The following is a 19,062-nucleotide window of genomic DNA, read 5'->3' on the forward strand; positions in this document are numbered from 1 at the left end:
GCCTTTGACGCGTGCGAACGCTGGCTTAAGTCTTGGCTTCACAGCCAACCGTAGAGAAAGCCGGTGCCATGACCTCCGCCGCCTCGCCACAATCCATCGCCTACGTCACTGTCGACGTCTTTACCGCTGAGCGTTTCGCCGGCAACCAACTCGCGGTCATCCCGGATGCCCGGGGCCTGAGCGACCAGCAGATGCAGGCGATCGCGACCGAGTTCGGCTACTCCGAAGTCACCTTCGTGCTGCCGCCGCGCGACCCCGCCAACACGGCGGAGGTCCGGATCTTCACGCCGACGATGGAAATTCCCTTTGCCGGTCACCCGAATGTCGGCACCGCCTTCGTGCTCGGCCGACAGAAGGAAATCTTCGGCCGTGTGCCCGGCGGCATCCTGCGCTTCGAGGAAAAGGCGGGGCTCGTCGAGGCAACATTGTCGCGGGAGAAGGGCGAGGTCATCGGTGCCCGCATCGTCGTTCCGCGCGGTCTGACGGCCGGCCCGGAAATCGACGCCGGGACGATCGCTGCCTGCGCATCGCTCACATCGGAAGCCATCAGCACGCGCATCCATACGCCTATCCGGCTTTCCGTCGGCCTGCCCTTCGCGGTCGCGGAAATCAGTGATATCGCGTCACTTTCGACGGCACGGCCGAATGTGACGGCCTTCCATGCAGCGAATGCGCGCTACAAGCCCGAGGAAGACAGCTTCAGCCTGTTCCTCTATGCACGATCGCTGCAAACGCCCTGGCAGATCCGGGCGCGCATGTTCGCACCGCTTGACAATGTCAACGAAGATCCCGCGACCGGCAGCGCCTCGGCCGCTCTTTCGGCCTATCTCGTCTCGCTGCTGCCGGATCAGGACATCGATGTCGAGATCGCGATCGAGCAGGGCGTGGAGATGGGCCGGCGGAGCCTCATCGGCGCTTCTGTCCGCAAACAAGGCGGCATCGTTCGCCAAGTCAGGCTTTCCGGCAATTGCGTCAGCGCGATGCGCGGTCTGATCGACCTGTAATGCTTTCCCGCGGCGACCGTTAGAGCATTTCACTGTTTCATTGAAACAGCGAATTGCCCCAACTGTTTGAAATTGCGCAATCCGGACGGAAAACCGTTTTACACTTTTCCTCGAATTGCTCTAGGCGGCCTCGCCGGGCTCCGGCAAAAGCTTGAGAATATCGGCGAACATATCCTGCCATTCGGCGTCGTCCATCTCGACGAAACCGAAGCCACGCAACAGGAAGACGCCCTCGGTGGCGAGGAAGGCGAGCCGCGCCCGGCGCCCCTCCTCCGTCGACAGGTCGATGCCATCGAGGCGAGCGCGGTACCAGGCGCGGTTCTTCGCCATATGCTCTTCCCGCTGCAGAAGTGCGGCCATCATGCCGGATGTGCGGGCATTGTCGGCCGTGTTCATTCGCGCAGTCACCGACGCATGGGCGCGCATCGCCTTGACCGGATCAGGATCGTCGCCGCCCTCGGCCGCAACCGCGGTGTCGAACTCGTTGAACCAACGCTCCATCATCGCGTCGATCAGACCGTCCTTGTTGCCAAAGCAATATTGCACGCCGCCCTTGGTGATGCCGGCCGCCTTGGCGACGGCATCGATCGTCAGGCCGGCAGCGCCGACGGCGTTCACGATCGCCTCCGCCGCATCCAGAACCTTGTTACGATCGATTGTTCGACGTCGTCCCATCTTGACTTCCTATTTCAAATCCATACGTACGTATTTAAATAATGACCCTGACGTTAACAAGACCTAGCCCCCAATTCCCTGTGGGTGGCCAATTGAGGTGTACTATGCATCCGCAAAATCGCTGGCTCGTTCTGGCCATCGTATCGAGCGCACTCCTTTTGATCGTCGTCGATATGACGGTGCTCTATACTGCCCTTCCCCGCCTGACCCATGACCTCGGCGCCAGCGCATCCGAGAAGCTCTGGATCGTCAACGCCTACGCCCTCGTCGTCGCCGGCCTTCTGCCCGGCCTCGGCACGCTCGGCGATCGGCTCGGGCACAAGAAGCCCTTCATCGTCGGTCTCGCGGTCTTCGGCGTCGCGTCGCTGATTGCCGCCTACGCGCCCACCCCTGCGATCCTGATCGGCGGGCGTGTGCTGCTTGCAGTCGGCGCCGCGCTGATGATGCCGGCAACGCTGTCGATCATCCGCCTCACCTTCACCGACGAGCGCGAGCGGGCGCTGGCGATCGGCGTCTGGGCCGCGATCGCCTCCGGTGGTGCCGCCATCGGACCGGTGCTTGGCGGCTTCCTGCTCGAATATTTCTGGTGGGGCTCGGTCTTCCTCATCAACGTGCCGATCGTCGCCATTGCCCTCCTGCTCGGCCTCGGCGTGCTGCCGAACACATCAGGCAATCCGAAACATCCGTGGGATGCACTCGGATCGTTCCAGATCATGGTCGGTCTCGTCGGTCTCGCCTATGCTGTCAAGGAAACCAGCAAGCGCGAACCATCGCTGGAAGCGGGCCTCGCCGCCGCCGTGATCGGTGCCATCGCGCTCATTCTTTTCGTGCGCCGCCAGCGCCGGAGCCCGCATCCGCTGATCGATTTCGGCCTCTTCCGCAATGCGGCGTTTTCCTCCGGCGTCGCTGCCGCGCTGGTCGCATCCGCCTCCATCGTCGGCATCGAGCTGGTCCTGAGCCAGCAGTTGCAGCTCGTGGATGGTCTTTCGCCGCTTCAGGCCGGCCTCTTCATTCTGCCAATCCCACTCGCGGCCTTCGTCGCCGGTCCGCTGACCGGCACCCTGCTGCCGCGTCTCGGCGCGGAAGTGGTGCTGCGCTCCGGCCTCATTCTCGCGGCCCTCGGTCTCGGCGGATACCTGCTGACCCATGAGGCCGGCGCGCTGACCCAGATCGTCACCCTCGTCGTCCTCGGCCTCGGCATCGGCGCCTCGATGACCGCCGCCTCCAGCGCCATCATGTTCAACGCCCCGCCGGAGCGGGCAGGCATGGCGGCATCGATCGAAGAGGTCTCCTTCGAGCTCGGCGGCGCGATCGGCATTGCCGTTCTCGGCACCGTCATGTCGGTCGTCTACACCGCCTTCCTCGTGCTGCCGGAGGGTGCAGCCATTTCACCGATGGCGCGCGACAGCCTCGACGAAGCCCTGCTTCTCGCCGAGAAACTGCCGGCGGATGTGGCTGGCGAACTGGTAACCCGCGCCCGGCTCGCCTTCGAGCAGGCCTTTACCGCAGTCGTGATCGTGGCGACGGCCATGCTCTTTGTCACCGGCGCGGCCATCTGGTGGTTGACGGGTGGCGGCAGCACTGCGCCGGCGGAATCCCGTCAGGCAAGCCACCACTGAAAGCAACCGCCGGCACCCTCCGGCGGTTAGCGCAACCCCGCCTCGCATTGCGCGATCGCCTCGACCATCGCCTGGAAGCGGACATGGTGGCGAACCGCGTCGAGGTCGGAATCCTGCTTGAACCAGAGCAGCTGGTAGCACGAACTCTGTGGCAGCAAGGTTTCGAGCAGGTCGAGCGCCGCGTCGGTATCGCCGAGGATGGAATAAACGCAGGCCGTATTGTACCGCGCGACCACGTCGTCGGGATCGATTGCCAGAGCGCGCGCCGCCCATTCCCGGGCGCGCTGGGCTTCGCCCATATGAGCGAGCGCCAACGCGCCGCGATGCGCGGGGCCGGAGTTTTCCGGATTGAGTTCCAGCGCCCGCTCTGCCCGAGATATCCCGATCCTTGCCCATTGCGCACGTTCGACGTCACGGCCGAGCGATTTATAGGCGCTCATGAGATGGATCGGCGACAGATAGTCGTCCGGCCGAATGTCAGCAGCGCGCTTGAAGAACTGGATCGCCGTTTCGAAGGCACCCTGCATAAACAGGAAACGGGCGTAATGGAAATTCGCCTCATAGAGGCCGGCATCGAGCGTCAACGCCCGCTCGAATTCGGCGACCGCCTCATCGTCCTGGCCGTCCTGGTGCAGCACTAGGCCGCGTGAGGCATGAGCCTCCGCAAGGTTCGGATCGATCTCCAGCGCTTTCGCGGTTGTGGAAAGGATGCTTTGCAGCGGGAATTCGTCCTCGTGCCAGTCGCGCAGCGCCGACTCGCAATCGGCGATGCCGGCATAGGCGCGGGCAAAGTCAGGGTCGAGCTCCACCGCCTTCAGGAACATGCGCCGCGCGAGCAGCAGATAGGAGCGGGTCCAGGCATGCGAAAACTGCCGGCCGCGCAGGTAGTAGGTATAAGCTTCGACGCTCGTGGTCGGGTCGCTCTCGATCGCTTGTCTCTCCGCCGGCAAAAGCTTGATCTTGAGCTGATCGACGATAGCGTGGGTGATCTCGTCCTGAATGGCGAAGATATCCGTCAGGTCGCGGTCGTAGCGGTCGGCCCAGAGATGGGTACCGGTCAAGGCATCAATGAGCTGGCCGGTGATGCGCACCCGCGAACCCGCCTTGCGCACGCTGCCCTCGAGGATGTAGCGGACGCCCAGTTCCTGGGCCACCTGCTTCACCTTCACCGACCGCCCCTTGTAGGTGAACACGGTGTTGCGGGCGACGACATGCAGCTTCGAGATCTTCGACAGATCGGTGATGATGTCTTCGGTGATGCCGTCGGAGAAATATTCCTGCTCGGGATCATGGCTCATGTTGGTGAACGGAAGCACGCCGACCGAGAGCCCGTAGCCGTCATCAAGCACGATGGGGCCGACCCCGCTTGGCGCCGCCGCAACTTTCGTCGGCGCACCGAGCGCCACCGAATAGACATGCACGCACGCGGCAATGTTCTTCAGCGTGTGCTCACCCTTGTCGATGAAGCCGATATCAAGGCGGGTGCCGACGTGATCGCGCACCGTGGCGGAAACGGCAACGCCGGATGGCTCCGCCAGCCCTTCGAGACGGGCGGCGACATTGACGCCATCGCCGAAGATATCTCCGTCCTCGACGATGATATCGCCGAGATGCACGCCGATGCGGAGTTCGATGCGCTTTAGCTGCGGCACACTTTCATTGCGGATCAGCATGCCGCGCTGAATATCGACGGCGCAGGCGACCGCATTCACCACGCTCGCAAATTCGACGAGAATGCCGTCGCCGGTCAGTTTGACGATGCGGCCCTTGTGGCGGTGGATCTTGGGATCGACGAGTTCATTCTTGTGTCGCTTCATCGCGGCGAGTGTGCCGGTCTCGTCAGCGCCGATCAGGCGGCTGTATCCCACGACATCGGCGGCGAGAATGGCAGCGAGACGGCGTTCCAAGAAACCCTCGAATTCACTTCCGGAGTGAAAGAGGTAATCTAGCGCGTTATTCCCCATCTGTCCTGCGCCCTTTTGTAGTTGTAGCGAATATACGTACAACCCAATAGCATCGCGCAATCGGCCCCGGAGTTTCCAAGGAAACGGGTAGTTAGAGGCAAGATGGCCCGGTTAAGGCCGGATCAGCACGGTCACCATCATCATGACGATGGCGAAGACCGCGATCTTCCAGAAGTCGCGGCGGCGGCGCAGGCCCGGGATCCCGAGTGGCCACAGAAGCTGGATAATCATTGCCAGGAGCAGGATAAGGGCGAGCGCCTTCTGCATATAGCCCTCGTCTTCCGGGAGGCTGCCTCAACCGGCAAAGCGTTCGCAACGCCGGCACACTTCGTCGCACGGAGCACCGCCTCCCCCAAGGACTAGCGATACGCTGCGCTTGGCAAAAAGGGCTAGTGTTTTCGCGGACGATTTGCAATGACCGGCGACCGCTTGTTTCGTTCAATCGTCTCCGGTCGAAGGAAACAGGCGGCAAATCAAGGCACTGTAATCAAAGCGCTGTAGAGAGAAACCGGCTGGCAATTCACCGGGCACCGCCCTAACTTGCTGACGGCAGAACGAATTTCGGATGGATGATGAGAAATAACCTGCTCCCGGTCGCCGCCCTCCTGCTCGGCACCTTGTTTCTCTTTCTGGGCAATGGTCTTCAGGGACTGCTTCTTCCCGTTCGCGGTACTGCTGAGGGATACCCGACCACCATCCTCGGTCTGATCGGTACGTCCTGGGCGGCCGGCTTCGTCCTCGGGTGCTTCTTCGCCCCGAATGTCGTCAAGCGCATCGGCCATGTGCGCGCCTTCAGCGTCTTCGCCTCTCTCATCGCCATCGTCGCGCTGTTGACCGGCATCATGATCGATCCGACCTGGTGGCTGATCCTGCGCGCGCTCACCGGCTTCTCCACCGCCGGCACGTCGATGATCATCGAAAGCTGGCTGAACGAGCGCGCCACCAATGAGAGCCGCGGCGTCATCTTCTCGCTCTATATCGCCATCACGCTTTTCGGCGTCGTCGGCGGCCAGATGATGATCCCCTTTGGCGACACCTCGACCAGCATCTTCTTCATGATCTGCGGCATCCTCTATTGTGTCGCCATGCTGCCGACCTTGATGTCCAAGGCCGCCTCGCCGCAACCGCTGAAGAAGGTCAGCCTCGACCTGCGCGGCCTCTACCGGAACTCGCCGGTTTCGTTCCTCGGCATCCTGCTCGTCGGCATCGCCAATGGCGCCTTCGGCACGCTTGGCGCCGTCTTCGGGCGACAGGCCGGCCTTTCCGACAGTACCGTCGCGGCCATGATGAGCGTGGCGATCTTCGCGGGCGCGGTGATGCAGCTTCCGGCAGGCCGCCTCTCCGACCGCATCGACCGTCGCTATGTCCTGGCCGCCCTTGCCGGTGTCGGCGCCGTCGCCGGCCTGCTCATCTTCCTGATCGAGCCGAGCCAGGTCTGGATCGTGCTGACGCTGATCGCAATCTATGGCGCCGCCGCCAACGCGCTCTATCCGATCGCCGTTTCCCACGCCAACGACTTCGCAACCGCCGAAGACTTCGTGAAGGTCTCCGGTGGCCTGCTGCTGCTCTATGGCATCGGCACGATCATCGGCCCGACGATCGGCGGTCCGGTCATGACGGCAACCGGTCCCTATGGGCTGTTCATGATTACCGCCTGCGCCCACATTTTGATCACAGCCTATGCCATCATCCGCAGCCGGATGCGCGCGCCCGTGCCGGTCGCCGACCGCGACGCCTTCTCGCCGGTCAATGCCGGTGCGCCGACGACACCGGAAAGCCTGCAGCTTTCGCCGCGCGCTGCCCCGTTCGAGGAAGCGCATAGCGAACCGGACAACAACCAGAAATGGGAGGATCAGACGGATGAGCCTGTTTGACGACGACCGACCACAAAAGAAGCTGGTGCACGAAATCGGCAGCGATCTTTCACTGCTTTCAGTCGATGAACTCACCCAGCGCATCGCCCTGTTGACGGAGGAAATCGCCCGGCTCGAAGCCGAGCGGACGCGCAAATCCGCGAGCCGCTCAGCCGCCGAAGGCCTGTTTCGCTGAGACCTTGCGGGAGCGGCCGCAGCGCAGCAAAACGAGGCGCGTTTAACGGCAAATTAAGCATTATCTGCGATTGTCAGGGCATCCGGAGCTTTCCGGTTTCAGACAATTTCTCCGACTGGCGAATGGGTCTGATTTTTCTCCCTGTTTTACCTTGAGAGCCGCTTTTCGCGGCTCTTTTTTTGTTTTGGCATAGCTTTCGCTAAAGAACTGTGGAGATTAACCCTTTCTTAAGAATACCCTTGCGCGAAATGCGCTATCGGATCATTCTTCGAGCATAGAGACGGCAAGGATTTATTTCCTATAACTGTCCACTACCTGACTGTCGTGATGCGTTTGAACCAGGGAAAACAGGTCATGTCCGAGAGAGGATTGAATACGGTCAGTTTCGCAGGACACGCAGCGTCCTCGGCACAATTCAAGACGCTCTATTCGGAAGGCATGGGTCTGGTCGAGGAAACGGCGACATATCTCGATGGTCCCGGCCGCGCCGCCTCGAAGGTTCTGCCGCGCATGGCGTCGGTGCTCTATGCAGCCGAGTCCATGCGGCTTACCACCCGCCTGATGCAGATGGCGTCGTGGCTGCTGCTGCAGCGCGCCGTCAACAACGGTGAGATGAGCCGTGACCAGGTGATGTCGGAAAAGAGCAAGGTGCGCCTCGACAGCTTCAACGTCGACAAGTCCGCTCCCGGCTGGGCCGAACTGCCGGAATCCTTCCGCGACCTTATCGAGCGCTCGCTGCGCCTGCAGAACCGCGTCGCCCTGCTCGACCGCGAAATCTACCGCCCGCACGAAGCCGCCGCCATCGTTCCGGACAACCAGAACGGCGTCAAGGCGCAGATCAAGCTGCTGCAGACGGCCTTCGGCACCAACTGATAGCTCTTCGCTTCAGCGTGCGGAAAACAGAACCCGGCCATCGCCGGGTTTTTTGTTTCTCGCGTCGCTGGTGTCACTATCGCGCGCGCCGCATCTTCGCCAGCAGAAGCAGCACCAGCACGCAACTAAGGAAACCAAGAGCCAGCGGCAGTCCCCGATGGCCAAGCCACTGCATGGCTAGTCCTGTCGCGGGCGACCCCACGATGCCGCCGAGACCCCACGCAACCGCGAAAGCCGCATTGCCGGCGATCAGGGCCTGGCCGGTGAAACGTTCGCCGAGCTGGATCAACGACATCGTGTAGATGCCGAACGAGACCCCGCCCCAGAGGAAGACGAGCGGCCAGACGAGCCAGGAATTGAAGGCCCATGGCAGCAGCAGGCACCCGACCAGCGAGACCAGCACACAGAACAACATCGCCCGCATCGAGCCCATCTGCTCGGCCATGCGCCCGAGAAATATCTGAAGCAGCGCATTGCCGGCGATGAAACAGGTAATGAGAGAGGCGATACGCTCCACGGTGCTTCCGAGCGTGGCACCATAGGTGGCAAGCATCGAAAGCAGGATCTGCTCGAAAGCGGCAGCGGTGAAAACCGCAAACAGAAGAAGAGGTGCCAGCGCCAGGAAGCCGCCGACGGAAGTTGCCTCGCCATCCTGCGGCATATCAGGCAGGCGCGGCACGACTGCGAGCAAGATCATGCCGCAGAGAAGGAAAGCCACGATGCCGATGAGGAAGGGCGACCAGCCCTCCGTGCCGACGAGGCCGAGCGACAGCGGACCGATGGCGAAGCCGCCCGAAACAATCGAAGAATAGAGCCCCATGATGCGGCCCCGGCGCGACGGCGGGGTGATCGTGATCAGCCAGGTTTCGCTGATCACGGAAAGCGGATTGGCAAAGAAGCCGAGCAGGAAACGCAGCGGCATCCAGGCCCAGAGCTCCTGGGTCCAGGCGATCGCGATCAGCGTTAGCGCGGCAAACAACGAGCAAAGAATAGCAAGCCACGCCGCGCCGAAGCGCCGAACCAGCGCCGGAATGAGGGGAGCGGAAACGATGAAACCCAGCGGCGTCATCGCCGCCGACAGGCCGATCAGTCCCGGTGTCGTTCCCTGCCGCTCCAGAATGAAGCTGAGCAGCGGATAGGTCAGCCCCTGGGCGACCGCGAACACCGTGACCGTTGCGATGGTGCCGGCGATCGCCGCCCAAAGGATTGGTTGTTCGCGCGGCAGGATCAGGTCGCGTAATTGACGACGCTGCGTCGCACGCAGAGACTCTTGGTCCGATATCATTTCGACACGCGCCTCATGCCTGCCAGAGATGTTTGGCGATTTCGATCTCGACCTGTCGCCTTGCGAGGCCGATATCGTCGATCAAATGCGGGTCGCTCCTCGAGACCCGTTTGAGGTCCCGGCGAAAACGGGCCCTCCTGTCCCAGGTCGCGATAACGCCTCTGAGCGTTGCGAGGCCGGCGCGCAAAGGCATCGGGTTTTCTTCGCGCACGCGTGCCTGATGCCGGAATAAAGGAATGGGAATGTGGTTCATGGCAGCCTCCATATCGGCCCGAAAGACCGACGAATTCTGCAGGACACGAACCGGGGCGTAATTAAGCGCGTCCAAAAAGTTCTCAAAAACCTCCAAACGAACTATAGATGCGCCCATGCAGGAAACGCGCTTCGCCTTTGGTCCCTTCGTACTTGATCCGGGTGCGGGAACGCTCCTCCGGGACGATGATCCTGTCGCGATCGGCTACCGTGGACTGAGGCTGCTTGCGGCGCTCGTCGGGCGGCCCGGCGAAATCCTGGGCAAAGCCGAACTGATGGATGCGGCCTGGCCGGAAACGGCTGTCGAGGAAGGCAATCTGACCGTCCAGATCGCGCAGCTCAGAAAGCTGCTTGGCCCCGCCGCCGATGGTGGCGAGTGGATCTCGACGATCCCGCGCGTCGGCTATCGCTTCACGGGAAGTTCGAGGACGCTCGGTGCGGCAAAGCGGCGCCTCCCCCTGCCGGACAAGCCGTCGGTCGCCGTTCTGCCCTTCGTCAACGTCAGCAACGATCCCGAGCAGGAGCCCTTCACGGATGGGCTGACCGAGGACCTGATCACCGACCTTTCGAGGATCCCCGGCCTGTTCGTCATCGCGCGGAACTCGTCCTTCGTCTACAAGGGCAAGGCGGTGGATGTGCGCGCGATCGCGGAAGACCTTGGCGTGCGTTACCTGCTGGAAGGCAGCGCCAGGCGCGCAGCGGGACGCGTGCGTATCAATGCCCAACTGGTCGACGCACTGAGCGCCGACCATCTCTGGGCGGAGCGCTTCGATCGCAGCCTGGAAGACATCTTCGCCGTTCAGGACGAGGTTACGGCCAAGATCGTGGAAGCGTTGCTCGGACAATTGCGCCCGCCGCCGCTGCCACGCAACCGGCCCGGCAACATCGAGGCCTACGATCTCTGCGTGCGCGCCCGCAGGTTGATGGATGATACGCCGCAGGCCGCCCAGGAAGCGCACCTGATGCTGACGCGTGCGGTTTCGCTCGACCCCGATTATGCCGAAGCCTACCGCTGGCTGGCGATGAACCAATGGATGGGACGGGTGCACTCCGGCGGACCGACGGAGGCCGCCCGCAGCCTTGCCCTGGAGCTCGCGCGCAAAGCCGTCACGATCGACCCAAACGATGCCGGCAGCCGCTGGATCCTGGCCTACCTGCTCGCATATGAGCGCAGCTTTACCGAGGCGGAGGCGGAATTCGCCAAGGCGATCGAACTCGACCCGAACGAGGCCGACACCTGGGCGGCGTTGTCCGACATCGACGTTCTCGCCGGGCGGGTCGAAGAGAGCCTCGCGCATATCCGCAAGGCGTTCCGGCTGAACCCGTTTCCGGCAAGCTGGTACTATCTGACGCTCGGCCAGGCGCAATATGCGGCCGGCGATTACGAGGCCGCTGTCGAGACGCTGCGCAGGGACGAGACCTATCGCACGAGCTCACGCCGGTTCCTGGCGGCAAGCCTCGCCCAGCTGTGCCGCCTCGACGAGGCGCATACGGAAGCGGACCTGTTTCTCGTCGCCAACCCCGGCTTCACGATCCGCCACTGGGCGGCGACCGAGCCGTTCCGTAACGACGCCATGCTTGCGCATTTCGTCGACGGCTTTCGCAAGGCCGGCCTTCCCGAGTGACGGGCGAGCCGGCGGCATCCTGATCGGCCAACAAAAAGCCCGGCGCGATGGCCGGGCTTTAAGAATGCCGAGAGGCGTTCGATTAGAGGCCGAGGCCTTCGAAGCGCTTCTTGAACTTGGAGACGCGACCGCCGCGGTCCATGAGCTGCTGGTTGCCGCCCGTCCAGGCCGGATGCGACTTGGGGTCGATTTCCAGGTTCATGGTGGCGCCTTCAGAACCCCAGGTCGAGCGGGTTTCGTATTCGGTGCCGTCAGTCATGACTACCTTGATGACGTGGTAATCGGGATGGATGTCTGCCTTCATAACGATCTTCCTAGAGTTCCAGGGTCCAATTGTCGCAAGGCATTGCGACTTCGAGACCGAACACGTAAATGAAGCCGCGGACCGGCTGAAGGGCCACGGCTTCCCAATTCGATGCCGTGCCTATACATCAAGGTCTGCGGGATAACAAGTGCCGCGCGGAAGACTCATGGGCAAAGCCTTTCCTCCGTGGTTGGCGAAAGGGGTCAAGTGTCCGAACGAGAAATCCAGGCGCCAGCGCGTAAATCCATCCGCCCGCTGGCCACGCTCCTACCTTATCTCGCCCGCTACCGCCATCTGGTCGTCGGCGCAAGTATCTCGCTGATCCTCGCCGCGGTCACGACGCTGGCGCTGCCGCTCGCCGTCAGGCGCATGGTCGACAACGGCTTCTCCAGTCCCGATTCCGGTTTCATCAACACCTACTTCTCGATGTTGATGATGCTCGCCATCGTGCTCGCTCTGGCAAGTGCGGCGCGCTACTACTTCGTCATCACACTCGGCGAGCGCATCGTCGCCGACCTCAGGCGCAACGTCTTCGATCGCGTCACCCGGCTTTCCGCCTCCTTCTTCGACGTCAACCAGTCCGGCGAGATCGTCTCGCGGCTGACGGCCGATACGACCCAGGTCAAGTCGGCGGTCGGCGCCACCGCCTCGGTGGCGCTGCGCAACCTGATCCTGTGTCTCGGCGCCATCGGCATGATGGTCTATACCAGCCCTAAGCTCTCGAGCCTGGTGCTGATCGCGATCCCGATCATCGTCTTCCCGCTTGTCGGCTTCGGCCGCTCCGTCCGCCGCCGATCGCGCGAGGCTCAGGACACACTCGCCAAGGCGTCCGCCTATGCCGGCGAGGCAATCGCCGCATCCCGCACCGTGCAGGCCTTCAATGGCGAGGCACTCGCCAACAACCATTTCGGATCCGCTGTAGAAGATGCCTATGGCGCTGCGCGCGCCGCGATCAAGGCGCGCTCGGTGCTCACTGCCTTCGCCATCACCATGGTTTTCGGCAGCGTCGTTGCGGTGTTGTGGTTCGGCGCGCATGATGTGCTGTCGGGCAATCTTTCCGCCGGCACCCTCAGCCAGTTCCTGCTCTACTCGGTCTTTGCCGCAGGCAGCCTCGGCTCGCTCTCCGAAGTCTGGGGCGAGCTCTCTCAGGCCGCCGGTGCCGCCGAACGGCTCAACGAACTGCTGACGGAGATCCCAGAGATCCAGGCGCCGGCAAACCCCGTCGCCATGCCCGCACCGGCCGACGGCGCCATCGCCTTCGACGACGTTTATTTCGCCTATCCGGCGCGACCCGACTACAAGAGCCTGAACGGCCTCAGCTTTGCGATCAAGCCAGGCGAGACTGTCGCCATCGTCGGCCCTTCCGGCGCCGGCAAGAGCACGGTCTTCTCCCTGCTCCTCCGCTTCTACGATCCCGCCAAGGGTGCTGTAACCGTCGACGGGCTCGATGTCCGCACGGTCGATCCGAAGGAACTGCGCGACCGGCTGGCGATCGTGCCGCAGGATGTCACCATCTTCGCCTCCTCGGTTCATGACAACATCGCCTTCGGCGTGCCTGGCGCGACCCGTGAGGCGGTGCGCGCTGCGGCCGTCGCCGCCCAGGCAGACGAGTTCATCAACCGCCTCGACAACGGCTACGACACGCTCGTCGGCGAACGCGGCATCACGCTATCCGGCGGCCAGCGGCAACGCATCGCCATTGCCCGCGCGATCCTGAGGAACGCACCGATCCTGCTCCTCGACGAGGCCACCTCGGCGCTCGATGCCGAAAGCGAGACGCTGGTGCAGAAAGCCCTCGATGGCCTGTTGCGCGAGCGCACGACGATCATCATCGCCCACCGGCTCGCAACGGTTCTGAAGGCGGACCGCATCCTGGTTATGGATCATGGCCGGATCGTCGAGGAGGGAACGCACGTCTCCCTCATCCGCCAGGGTGGCCTCTACGCCAAGCTTGCGCGGCTGCAGTTCGACCACGGCGCCGAGGCCCTGTTCGTCGCCACGAAAAACTGAGGCGTTGCGACGACGACCCTCCCGATTTCACACCTGGCAGTTGCCGGCTGAGAAGCGAGCCCTATTGTTATGGGGCCGGCCTGCCAAAGGCCGTTCTCTGCGGTTCGCAGACATGATCGGGAGGAAATTCGCATGGCATTTTCGCAACTGACCCGGCGCGCAACGCTGATGCTGGGCCTGATGGCGCTATCGGCGCTGCCCTTTAGCACCCCGGCCCTCGCCCAGGGCTTCCCGGACCGACCGATAACACTGGTCGTTCCCTTCGCCGCCGGCGGGTCGACCGACGTGGTCGCCCGCATCGTCGCGCAGAAAATGTCTGAAGACCTCGGCGAGCAGGTGATCGTCCAGAACGTCGCCGGCGCCGGCGGCAATCTCGGCGCGGCCAATGTCGCGCGCGCCGATGCGGACGGCTACACGATCCTGATGGGAACCGTCGCCACCCACGCGCTCAACCCGCTGATCCTCAAGACCAAGCCCTATGATCCGCAGAAGGACTTCGCTCCGATCTCGCTGCTGGTCATCGTGCCCAACGTGCTGGTCGTCAATCCGGAGCTTCCAGCCAAGAACGTCGAGGAACTGCTGGCGCTCTTGAAAGCCAAGCCCGACGAATACAGCTATGCCTCCTCCGGCAACGGCACGCCGCTGCATCTCTCCGGCGAGCTTTTCAAGAAAATGGCCGGCGTCAGCATGCAGCATATCCCTTACAAGGGCGCCGGTCCGGCGCTGAACGACGTCATCGGCAACCAGGTGCCGATCATGTTCGACAACCTGCCCTCGTCCTCCGGGCACATCAAGGCAGGCACGCTGAGGGCACTTGCCGTCACCACGGCGGAACGCGCGCCCTCCTTCCCCGATGTTCCGACGGTCGCTGAATCCGGCATCCCAGGCTATGAGACCTATACCTGGAACGCGCTCTTCGCCCCGGCGAACACGCCGCAGCCTGTGGTCGCCCGCCTCAACGAGGCAGCAAACAAGGCCCTGAAGGATCCCGCCGTCATCGAACGCATGAAGGAATTCAGCGCCAAGATCGTCGGCTCGACGCCGGAAGAGCTCAGTGCGCATGTGACGGCAGAACTGGCGAAGTGGACGCCGGTCGTCCGCGACGCCAACGTGCAGATGGATTGATCGTCAGCCGACTTGTCCAGACATTCGAAGCATTTGCCAAGTTTAGCTGCACGCTCCGCCGTCCCCTCTCCCCGCGTGCGGGGAGAGGGCTAGGGTGAGGGGCAGCCCAAAAGCGAGCGGCGGGAAGCGATCACACCCCAGCAGCACCCCGCCCCGCCACCCGGCCGGAAAAGATGCAACCGCCGAGGAAGGTGCCTTCGAGCGCATTGTAGCCATGCATGCCGCCGCCGCCGAAACCGGCGACTTCGCCGGCGGCATAGAGGCCCGGCACCGGCTCACCCGATTGTTCGAGCACCTGGCCCGAGAGGTTGGTCTGCAGGCCGCCCAGCGTCTTGCGGGTCAGGATATGCAGGCGAACGGCAATCAGCGGCCCGGCTTTCGGATCGAGCAGCCGGTGCGGCTTGGCAGTACGCAGCAGCCGATCGCCGCGATAGGCGCGGGCGCCGCGGATCGCGGTGACCTGCGCATCCTTGGAGAACGGGTTGGTGATCTCGCGATCGCGCGCCTCGATCTGTCGGCGTAGATGGTCGAGCGACAGCCGGTTCTCGCCCGTCAGTGCATTCATCGCCGGCACAAGGTCCTCGAGCCGGTCCCGGACGATGAAATCCTCACCCTTGTCCATGAAGGCCTGGACCGGCGCTGGCGGGTTCTTGCCGAGCCGCTTCAGGAGCAGAGAGATGCTCTTGCCGGTCAGATCCGGGTTCTGTTCCGAACCGGAAAGCGCAAACTCCTTCTTGATGATCGCCCGCGTCAGGATGAACCAGCTGTAGTCGTGACCACTGTCGCGGATCGCCTGCAATGTGCCGAGCGTATCGAAGCCCGGCATCGCTGGCGCGGAAAAACGGTTGCCGTCGGCGTCGCACCAGAAGGATGATGGGCCGGGCAGGATGCGGATGCCATGATCCGGCCAGATCGGGTCGAAGTTCCTGAGCCCCTCGGTGTAGTGCCACATGCGGTCTGAGTTGATGACCGAGCCGCGCGCCCGGCTGCTGATCTCCAGCATGCGTCCGTCGACGTGATGCGGCACGCCCGAGACCATGGTTGCCGGCGGTTGGCCAAGGCGCTTGCGCGGCCAATTGCGGCGAACGAGATCATGGTTGCCGCCGATACCGCCCGAGGTGACGACGATCGCACCCGCCGATATCTCGAAATCGCCGGAGACGTCGCGTGAACTGCGCTCGCCCCGCCCGACCGGATCCTCCTTCAGCAAGGCACCGCGGGCGCCCGTCACCGTTCCATCCGTGATGATGAGCTCATCGACCCGATGGCGGAATCGGAAGCGCACCAGACCGCGGCTTTCCGCCTCCCGCGTCAGCCGCACGAACGGATCGAGTACCGCTGGCCCCGTGCCCCAGGTGACATGGAAGCGCGGCACCGAATTGCCGTGGCCATGGGCAAGGCCGCCGCCGCGCTCGGCCCAGCCGACGACCGGAAACCAGCGCATGCCGAGGGAATGCAGCCAGCGGCGCTTTTCGCCTGCGGCAAAGTCGAGATAGGCTTCCGCCCAAAGCCGCGGCCAGTGGTCCTCCGGACGGTCGAACTGCGAAGACCCCAGCCAGTCCTGCCAGGCAAGCTCACGCGTGTCACGAATGCCCATGCGCCGCTGCTCGGGGCTATCGACGAAGAACAGACCGCCCAGCGACCAGAAAGCCTGACCGCCAAGGTTTTGTTCGCCTTCCTGATCGAGAACGATGACCTTGCGGCCAAGGGCGGCCGCTTCCGAGGCGGCAACCAGGCCGGCAAGGCCCGCACCGATGACCAATACATCGCAATCCACGAAATGCCCTCCCCTGCACCCCATACAGCGCCGCCATACGAATGGCTGCAGCAACTGTTACGCGTACGTCAAGGTCAATTCAAGGGTCGGGCGTTGGCCGCGGTATGTTTCGCGGCCGCGGCCTATTTTTCGGTCAGCTTGAGTTCGATGCGGCGGTTCTGGGCCCGGGCCTCCGGGGTCTCGCCCGGCGCAATCGGCTGATACTCACCGAAGCCGGCCGCGACCAGGCGATCGGCAGGCACCCCCTTCGAGATCAGAAATTTGACCACCGAGGTGGCACGCGCCGAGGAAAGTTCCCAGTTGTCCGCATAGCGGCCTGTTCCGGAAAGCTGGACATTATCGGTATGGCCGTCGACGCGCAGCACCCAGTTGATCTCCGCCGGAATCTCCTTGGCGAGATCAAGCAGCGCCGAGGCGAGCTTGCCCATCTCCGCCTGCCCCTCGGGATTGAGTTCGCTGCCGCCGGATGGGAACAGCACTTCCGACTGGAACACGAAGCGGTCGCCGACGATGCGGATGTTTTCGCGGTCGGAGAGGATTTCCCTCAAGCGTCCGAAGAAATCGGAGCGGTAGCGGTTGAGCTCCTGCACGCGCTGGGCAAGCGCCACGTTCAGGCGGCGGCCGAGGTCGGCGATCTTCGTCTGCGACGCCTGGTCCTTCGCCTCCGATGCCTGAAGCGCGACCTCGATGGCGGCGATCTGGTTGCGCAGCGCGGCGATCTGCTGGTTCAGGAGCTCGATCTGGCTCATCGCCCGGGCGCTGATCTCACGCTCGTTCTCAAGCTCCGAGCCGAGGCGCCCGATCTTCTGGTTGGCGACATCGGTACTGCCGGCGCCCTGATCGAGCAGCGCCTGCAGCCGCGAGCGCTCGCCTTCCGACTGGGACAGGGAAGCCTGGAGATTGGCGAGCGAATCCTCGAGATCCTGCTTGCCGCTCTTTTCGAGCGCCAAGAGCTGCGTGAGCTCGTTGATCTGGCTGTTCAGCCGGGTCAGCACTTCGTCCTTGCCGCTGATTTCGCGGCTCAGCAGAAACTGCCCGAGAACGAAGACGGTGAGCAGGAACATGATCGAAAGCAGGAGCGTCGACAGCGCGTCGACGAAGCCCGGCCAATAATCGATCGTGCGCTGCGTGCGGCCTTTGCGGGCGAGCGCCATGGATTACTCTCCTCCGGTCTCGTCCAACTGTCCGAGCTTGGCCGGCAATGACGACCTCTCGCTTGTCACGGCGATCCGCTCGCCTCCGATGCGCGACGACAATTTGTCGAGCGTCCTGCGCATCGCCTTGGCCTCTTCCTGCTGGGCTTCGATCCAGTCCCGGAGCATCTGCTGCTCGCCGCGCATATTTTTCACCAGGCCCTGGATACCCTCGGCAAGGCTTGCCATGGCGGCGGTCGTGCGCTGGCTCGAACCGCCCTCCTGGTTGAGGCGGACCAGCTGATCCGTAAGTTTTTTCAACTCCTCGACCGGCGCACCCGACGGCGCATCGAGCGCAGAAGTCAGCTCGGAGCCGACATCGGTCACGGAAGAAAGCCAGTTTTCAAGCTCGGTATAGAAACGGTTCTGGGCGCGGCCGGCCTGCAGATCGAGGAAGCCGAGGATCAGCGAACCGGAAAGACCGAACAGCGATGTCGAGAACGCCGTACCCATGCCGGTCAGCGGCGCCGACAGGCCGCTCTTCAAGGCCGCCAGAATGTCTTCGGTGGTTCCCGAACCGGCATCCAGCGATTGGATGACCGTGTTGATCGAGCCGATGGTGCCCAAAAGACCCCAGAAGGTGCCGAGCAGACCGAGAAACACGAGAAGGCCGGTCAGATAGCGCGAGATGTCGCGGGATTCATCGAGGCGGGTCGCAATCGAATCCAGAATGGAGCGCAGCGCCGTCGTCGAGATCGCCGTCTGACGGGCACCGATCAGTGCCCGCATCGGCGCCAGCAGCACCGGATCGCGGCCCACCTTGTCGGCACTGCCGGCGGCGCGAAAGGAGTTGAACCAGCGCACTTCGGGACGCAAGCCCAGCACATGGGTGAATACGAGCAGGATGCCGATCAGCAGCACCCCAAGGATCAAGCCGTTGAGGCCGGGGTTGGCCAGAAAGGCGTTGTGTGCCTGCCGAAAGAGGATTGCGCCCACGAAACCGACGATGATCAGGAAGACCACCATGGTCCAGAAATAGTGCATGGGGCTCGAAAGCTTGTGCGGATTATAGCCTTCTTCCATGCCTTCCCGACCGTTCCATCCGGACAGATGCAGTTTCGTCATGGGTGTAAGTATCTCCCGGTTTTTACTTGTCGGAACGGCGCGGCGCCGGCCCGGAGACTACTGCATAATTCCCGAAACCGAAATCGATTCAAGGACGAAATTCAGCCGTTCCCAAAGTGGGGCGACGGCCGCGACGCGCGTAGATAGGCACAGGCATGTGGCACTGTCGTGTTGCCCCATTCCGGATCAAGCGGAAAAACAAAGCCTCCGGCGGGTGAGCGCCGGAGGCCGAGCATAGGAAT

At 63.2% G+C, this 19,062-nt stretch carries 17 protein-coding genes; 8 read left to right on the forward strand and 9 right to left on the reverse strand.

Annotated features, from left to right (window positions below; all coding sequences use genetic code 11):
* Positions 1-68: 68 nt before the first annotated feature.
* Complete coding sequence (locus AC3WWH_RS15010; protein ID WP_058321026.1) at positions 69-1,004, forward strand: PhzF family phenazine biosynthesis protein; 936 nt, start codon at positions 69-71, stop codon at positions 1,002-1,004.
* Positions 1,005-1,124: 120 nt separating this feature from the next.
* On the opposite strand, the gene AC3WWH_RS15015 is transcribed toward AC3WWH_RS15010, so the two are convergent.
* Entirely contained in the window at positions 1,125-1,679 is a 555-nt protein-coding gene (locus AC3WWH_RS15015; protein ID WP_058321025.1) for a TetR/AcrR family transcriptional regulator, read from the reverse strand.
* A gap of 104 nt (positions 1,680-1,783) precedes the next feature.
* On the opposite strand from AC3WWH_RS15015, the gene AC3WWH_RS15020 reads away from it, so the two are divergent.
* Positions 1,784-3,298 (forward strand): MFS transporter, encoded by a 1,515-nt coding sequence (locus AC3WWH_RS15020; protein ID WP_058321024.1) that lies wholly within the window; start codon positions 1,784-1,786, stop codon positions 3,296-3,298.
* A gap of 26 nt (positions 3,299-3,324) precedes the next feature.
* Here AC3WWH_RS15020 and AC3WWH_RS15025 read toward each other — a convergent pair whose 3' ends face one another.
* Both AC3WWH_RS15025 and AC3WWH_RS15030 read right to left on the reverse strand, forming a co-directional pair.
* Entirely contained in the window at positions 3,325-5,262 is a 1,938-nt protein-coding gene (locus tag AC3WWH_RS15025) for a tetratricopeptide repeat protein (RefSeq protein WP_113399021.1), read from the reverse strand.
* 111 nt (positions 5,263-5,373) lie between these two features.
* Positions 5,374-5,529 (reverse strand): hypothetical protein, encoded by a 156-nt coding sequence (locus AC3WWH_RS15030; RefSeq protein WP_110879124.1) that lies wholly within the window; start codon positions 5,527-5,529, stop codon positions 5,374-5,376.
* 305 nt (positions 5,530-5,834) lie between these two features.
* Here AC3WWH_RS15030 and AC3WWH_RS15035 point away from each other — a divergent pair, with 305 nt between their 5' ends.
* The 3 genes from AC3WWH_RS15035 (at position 5,835) to rcdA (ending at position 8,184) form a co-directional block, all read left to right on the forward strand.
* Entirely contained in the window at positions 5,835-7,136 is a 1,302-nt protein-coding gene (locus tag AC3WWH_RS15035) for an MFS transporter (RefSeq protein WP_058321090.1), read from the forward strand.
* Positions 7,123-7,311, forward strand: coding sequence for a DUF1192 domain-containing protein (locus AC3WWH_RS15040; RefSeq protein ID WP_057254664.1), 189 nt, complete (start codon positions 7,123-7,125; stop codon positions 7,309-7,311). Before AC3WWH_RS15035 ends, AC3WWH_RS15040 begins: the two co-directional genes overlap by 14 nt.
* 354 nt (positions 7,312-7,665) lie before the next feature.
* Positions 7,666-8,184: a protease adaptor protein RcdA gene (rcdA, locus tag AC3WWH_RS15045; RefSeq protein ID WP_043610604.1), complete on the forward strand. Its 519-nt coding sequence runs from the start codon at positions 7,666-7,668 to the stop codon at positions 8,182-8,184.
* A gap of 76 nt (positions 8,185-8,260) precedes the next feature.
* Here the strand turns inward: rcdA and AC3WWH_RS15050 are convergent, their stop codons facing one another.
* Positions 8,261-9,469, reverse strand: coding sequence for an MFS transporter (locus AC3WWH_RS15050; RefSeq protein ID WP_082640689.1), 1,209 nt, complete (start codon positions 9,467-9,469; stop codon positions 8,261-8,263).
* 13 nt (positions 9,470-9,482) lie between these two features.
* Positions 9,483-9,662 (reverse strand): DUF1127 domain-containing protein, encoded by a 180-nt coding sequence (locus tag AC3WWH_RS15055; RefSeq protein ID WP_057254832.1) that lies wholly within the window; start codon positions 9,660-9,662, stop codon positions 9,483-9,485.
* 175 nt (positions 9,663-9,837) lie between these two features.
* Here AC3WWH_RS15055 and AC3WWH_RS15060 point away from each other — a divergent pair, with 175 nt between their 5' ends.
* The gene (locus tag AC3WWH_RS15060; RefSeq protein WP_058321022.1) at positions 9,838-11,346 is read left to right on the forward strand and encodes a winged helix-turn-helix domain-containing tetratricopeptide repeat protein; all 1,509 of its coding nucleotides are present in this window, start codon (positions 9,838-9,840) and stop codon (positions 11,344-11,346) included.
* An 82-nt stretch (positions 11,347-11,428) separates the two neighbouring features.
* On the opposite strand, the gene rpmE is transcribed toward AC3WWH_RS15060, so the two are convergent.
* On the reverse strand, positions 11,429-11,650 hold the full coding sequence (gene rpmE / locus AC3WWH_RS15065; RefSeq protein WP_034806140.1) for a 50S ribosomal protein L31: 222 nt from the start codon (positions 11,648-11,650) through the stop codon (positions 11,429-11,431).
* 207 nt (positions 11,651-11,857) lie between these two features.
* Between rpmE and AC3WWH_RS15070 the strand changes: the two genes are divergently transcribed.
* Together AC3WWH_RS15070 and AC3WWH_RS15075 are read left to right on the forward strand one after the other, a co-directional pair.
* Positions 11,858-13,660 (forward strand): ABC transporter transmembrane domain-containing protein, encoded by a 1,803-nt coding sequence (locus AC3WWH_RS15070; RefSeq protein ID WP_110879127.1) that lies wholly within the window; start codon positions 11,858-11,860, stop codon positions 13,658-13,660.
* A gap of 132 nt (positions 13,661-13,792) precedes the next feature.
* A complete protein-coding gene (locus AC3WWH_RS15075) occupies positions 13,793-14,785 on the forward strand; it encodes a Bug family tripartite tricarboxylate transporter substrate binding protein (RefSeq protein ID WP_057254660.1) in 993 nt (330 codons plus the stop codon).
* Between the two features lie 130 nt (positions 14,786-14,915).
* On the opposite strand, the gene AC3WWH_RS15080 is transcribed toward AC3WWH_RS15075, so the two are convergent.
* The 3 genes from AC3WWH_RS15080 to AC3WWH_RS15090 form a co-directional block, all read right to left on the reverse strand.
* Entirely contained in the window at positions 14,916-16,562 is a 1,647-nt protein-coding gene (locus AC3WWH_RS15080) for an FAD-binding dehydrogenase (protein ID WP_093233896.1), read from the reverse strand.
* Positions 16,563-16,684: 122 nt separating this feature from the next.
* Positions 16,685-17,716: a peptidoglycan -binding protein gene (locus AC3WWH_RS15085; protein WP_058321021.1), complete on the reverse strand. Its 1,032-nt coding sequence runs from the start codon at positions 17,714-17,716 to the stop codon at positions 16,685-16,687.
* A 3-nt stretch (positions 17,717-17,719) separates the two neighbouring features.
* Positions 17,720-18,820, reverse strand: coding sequence for a hypothetical protein (locus AC3WWH_RS15090; RefSeq protein ID WP_057254657.1), 1,101 nt, complete (start codon positions 18,818-18,820; stop codon positions 17,720-17,722).
* Positions 18,821-19,062 lie beyond the last annotated feature (242 nt).

The sequence above is a fragment of the Ensifer sp. EB106-03-01-XG145 genome (assembly GCF_058792075.1).

Coding starts and splice junctions, on each gene's coding strand:
- rcdA (WP_043610604.1), top strand. CDS start 7,666: ATGTCCGAGAGAGGATTGAATACGGTCAGTTTCGCAGGACACGCAGCG.
- AC3WWH_RS15055 (WP_057254832.1), bottom strand. CDS start 9,662: ATGCCTTTGCGCGCCGGCCTCGCAACGCTCAGAGGCGTTATCGCGACC.
- AC3WWH_RS15025 (WP_113399021.1), bottom strand. CDS start 5,262: ATGGGGAATAACGCGCTAGATTACCTCTTTCACTCCGGAAGTGAATTC.
- AC3WWH_RS15030 (WP_110879124.1), bottom strand. CDS start 5,529: ATGCAGAAGGCGCTCGCCCTTATCCTGCTCCTGGCAATGATTATCCAG.
- AC3WWH_RS15090 (WP_057254657.1), bottom strand. CDS start 18,820: ATGACGAAACTGCATCTGTCCGGATGGAACGGTCGGGAAGGCATGGAA.
- AC3WWH_RS15020 (WP_058321024.1), top strand. CDS start 1,784: ATGCATCCGCAAAATCGCTGGCTCGTTCTGGCCATCGTATCGAGCGCA.
- AC3WWH_RS15075 (WP_057254660.1), top strand. CDS start 13,793: ATGGCATTTTCGCAACTGACCCGGCGCGCAACGCTGATGCTGGGCCTG.
- AC3WWH_RS15085 (WP_058321021.1), bottom strand. CDS start 17,716: ATGGCGCTCGCCCGCAAAGGCCGCACGCAGCGCACGATCGATTATTGG.
- rpmE (WP_034806140.1), bottom strand. CDS start 11,650: ATGAAGGCAGACATCCATCCCGATTACCACGTCATCAAGGTAGTCATG.
- AC3WWH_RS15060 (WP_058321022.1), top strand. CDS start 9,838: ATGCAGGAAACGCGCTTCGCCTTTGGTCCCTTCGTACTTGATCCGGGT.
- AC3WWH_RS15015 (WP_058321025.1), bottom strand. CDS start 1,679: ATGGGACGACGTCGAACAATCGATCGTAACAAGGTTCTGGATGCGGCG.
- AC3WWH_RS15010 (WP_058321026.1), top strand. CDS start 69: ATGACCTCCGCCGCCTCGCCACAATCCATCGCCTACGTCACTGTCGAC.
- AC3WWH_RS15040 (WP_057254664.1), top strand. CDS start 7,123: ATGAGCCTGTTTGACGACGACCGACCACAAAAGAAGCTGGTGCACGAA.
- AC3WWH_RS15050 (WP_082640689.1), bottom strand. CDS start 9,469: ATGATATCGGACCAAGAGTCTCTGCGTGCGACGCAGCGTCGTCAATTA.
- AC3WWH_RS15035 (WP_058321090.1), top strand. CDS start 5,835: ATGAGAAATAACCTGCTCCCGGTCGCCGCCCTCCTGCTCGGCACCTTG.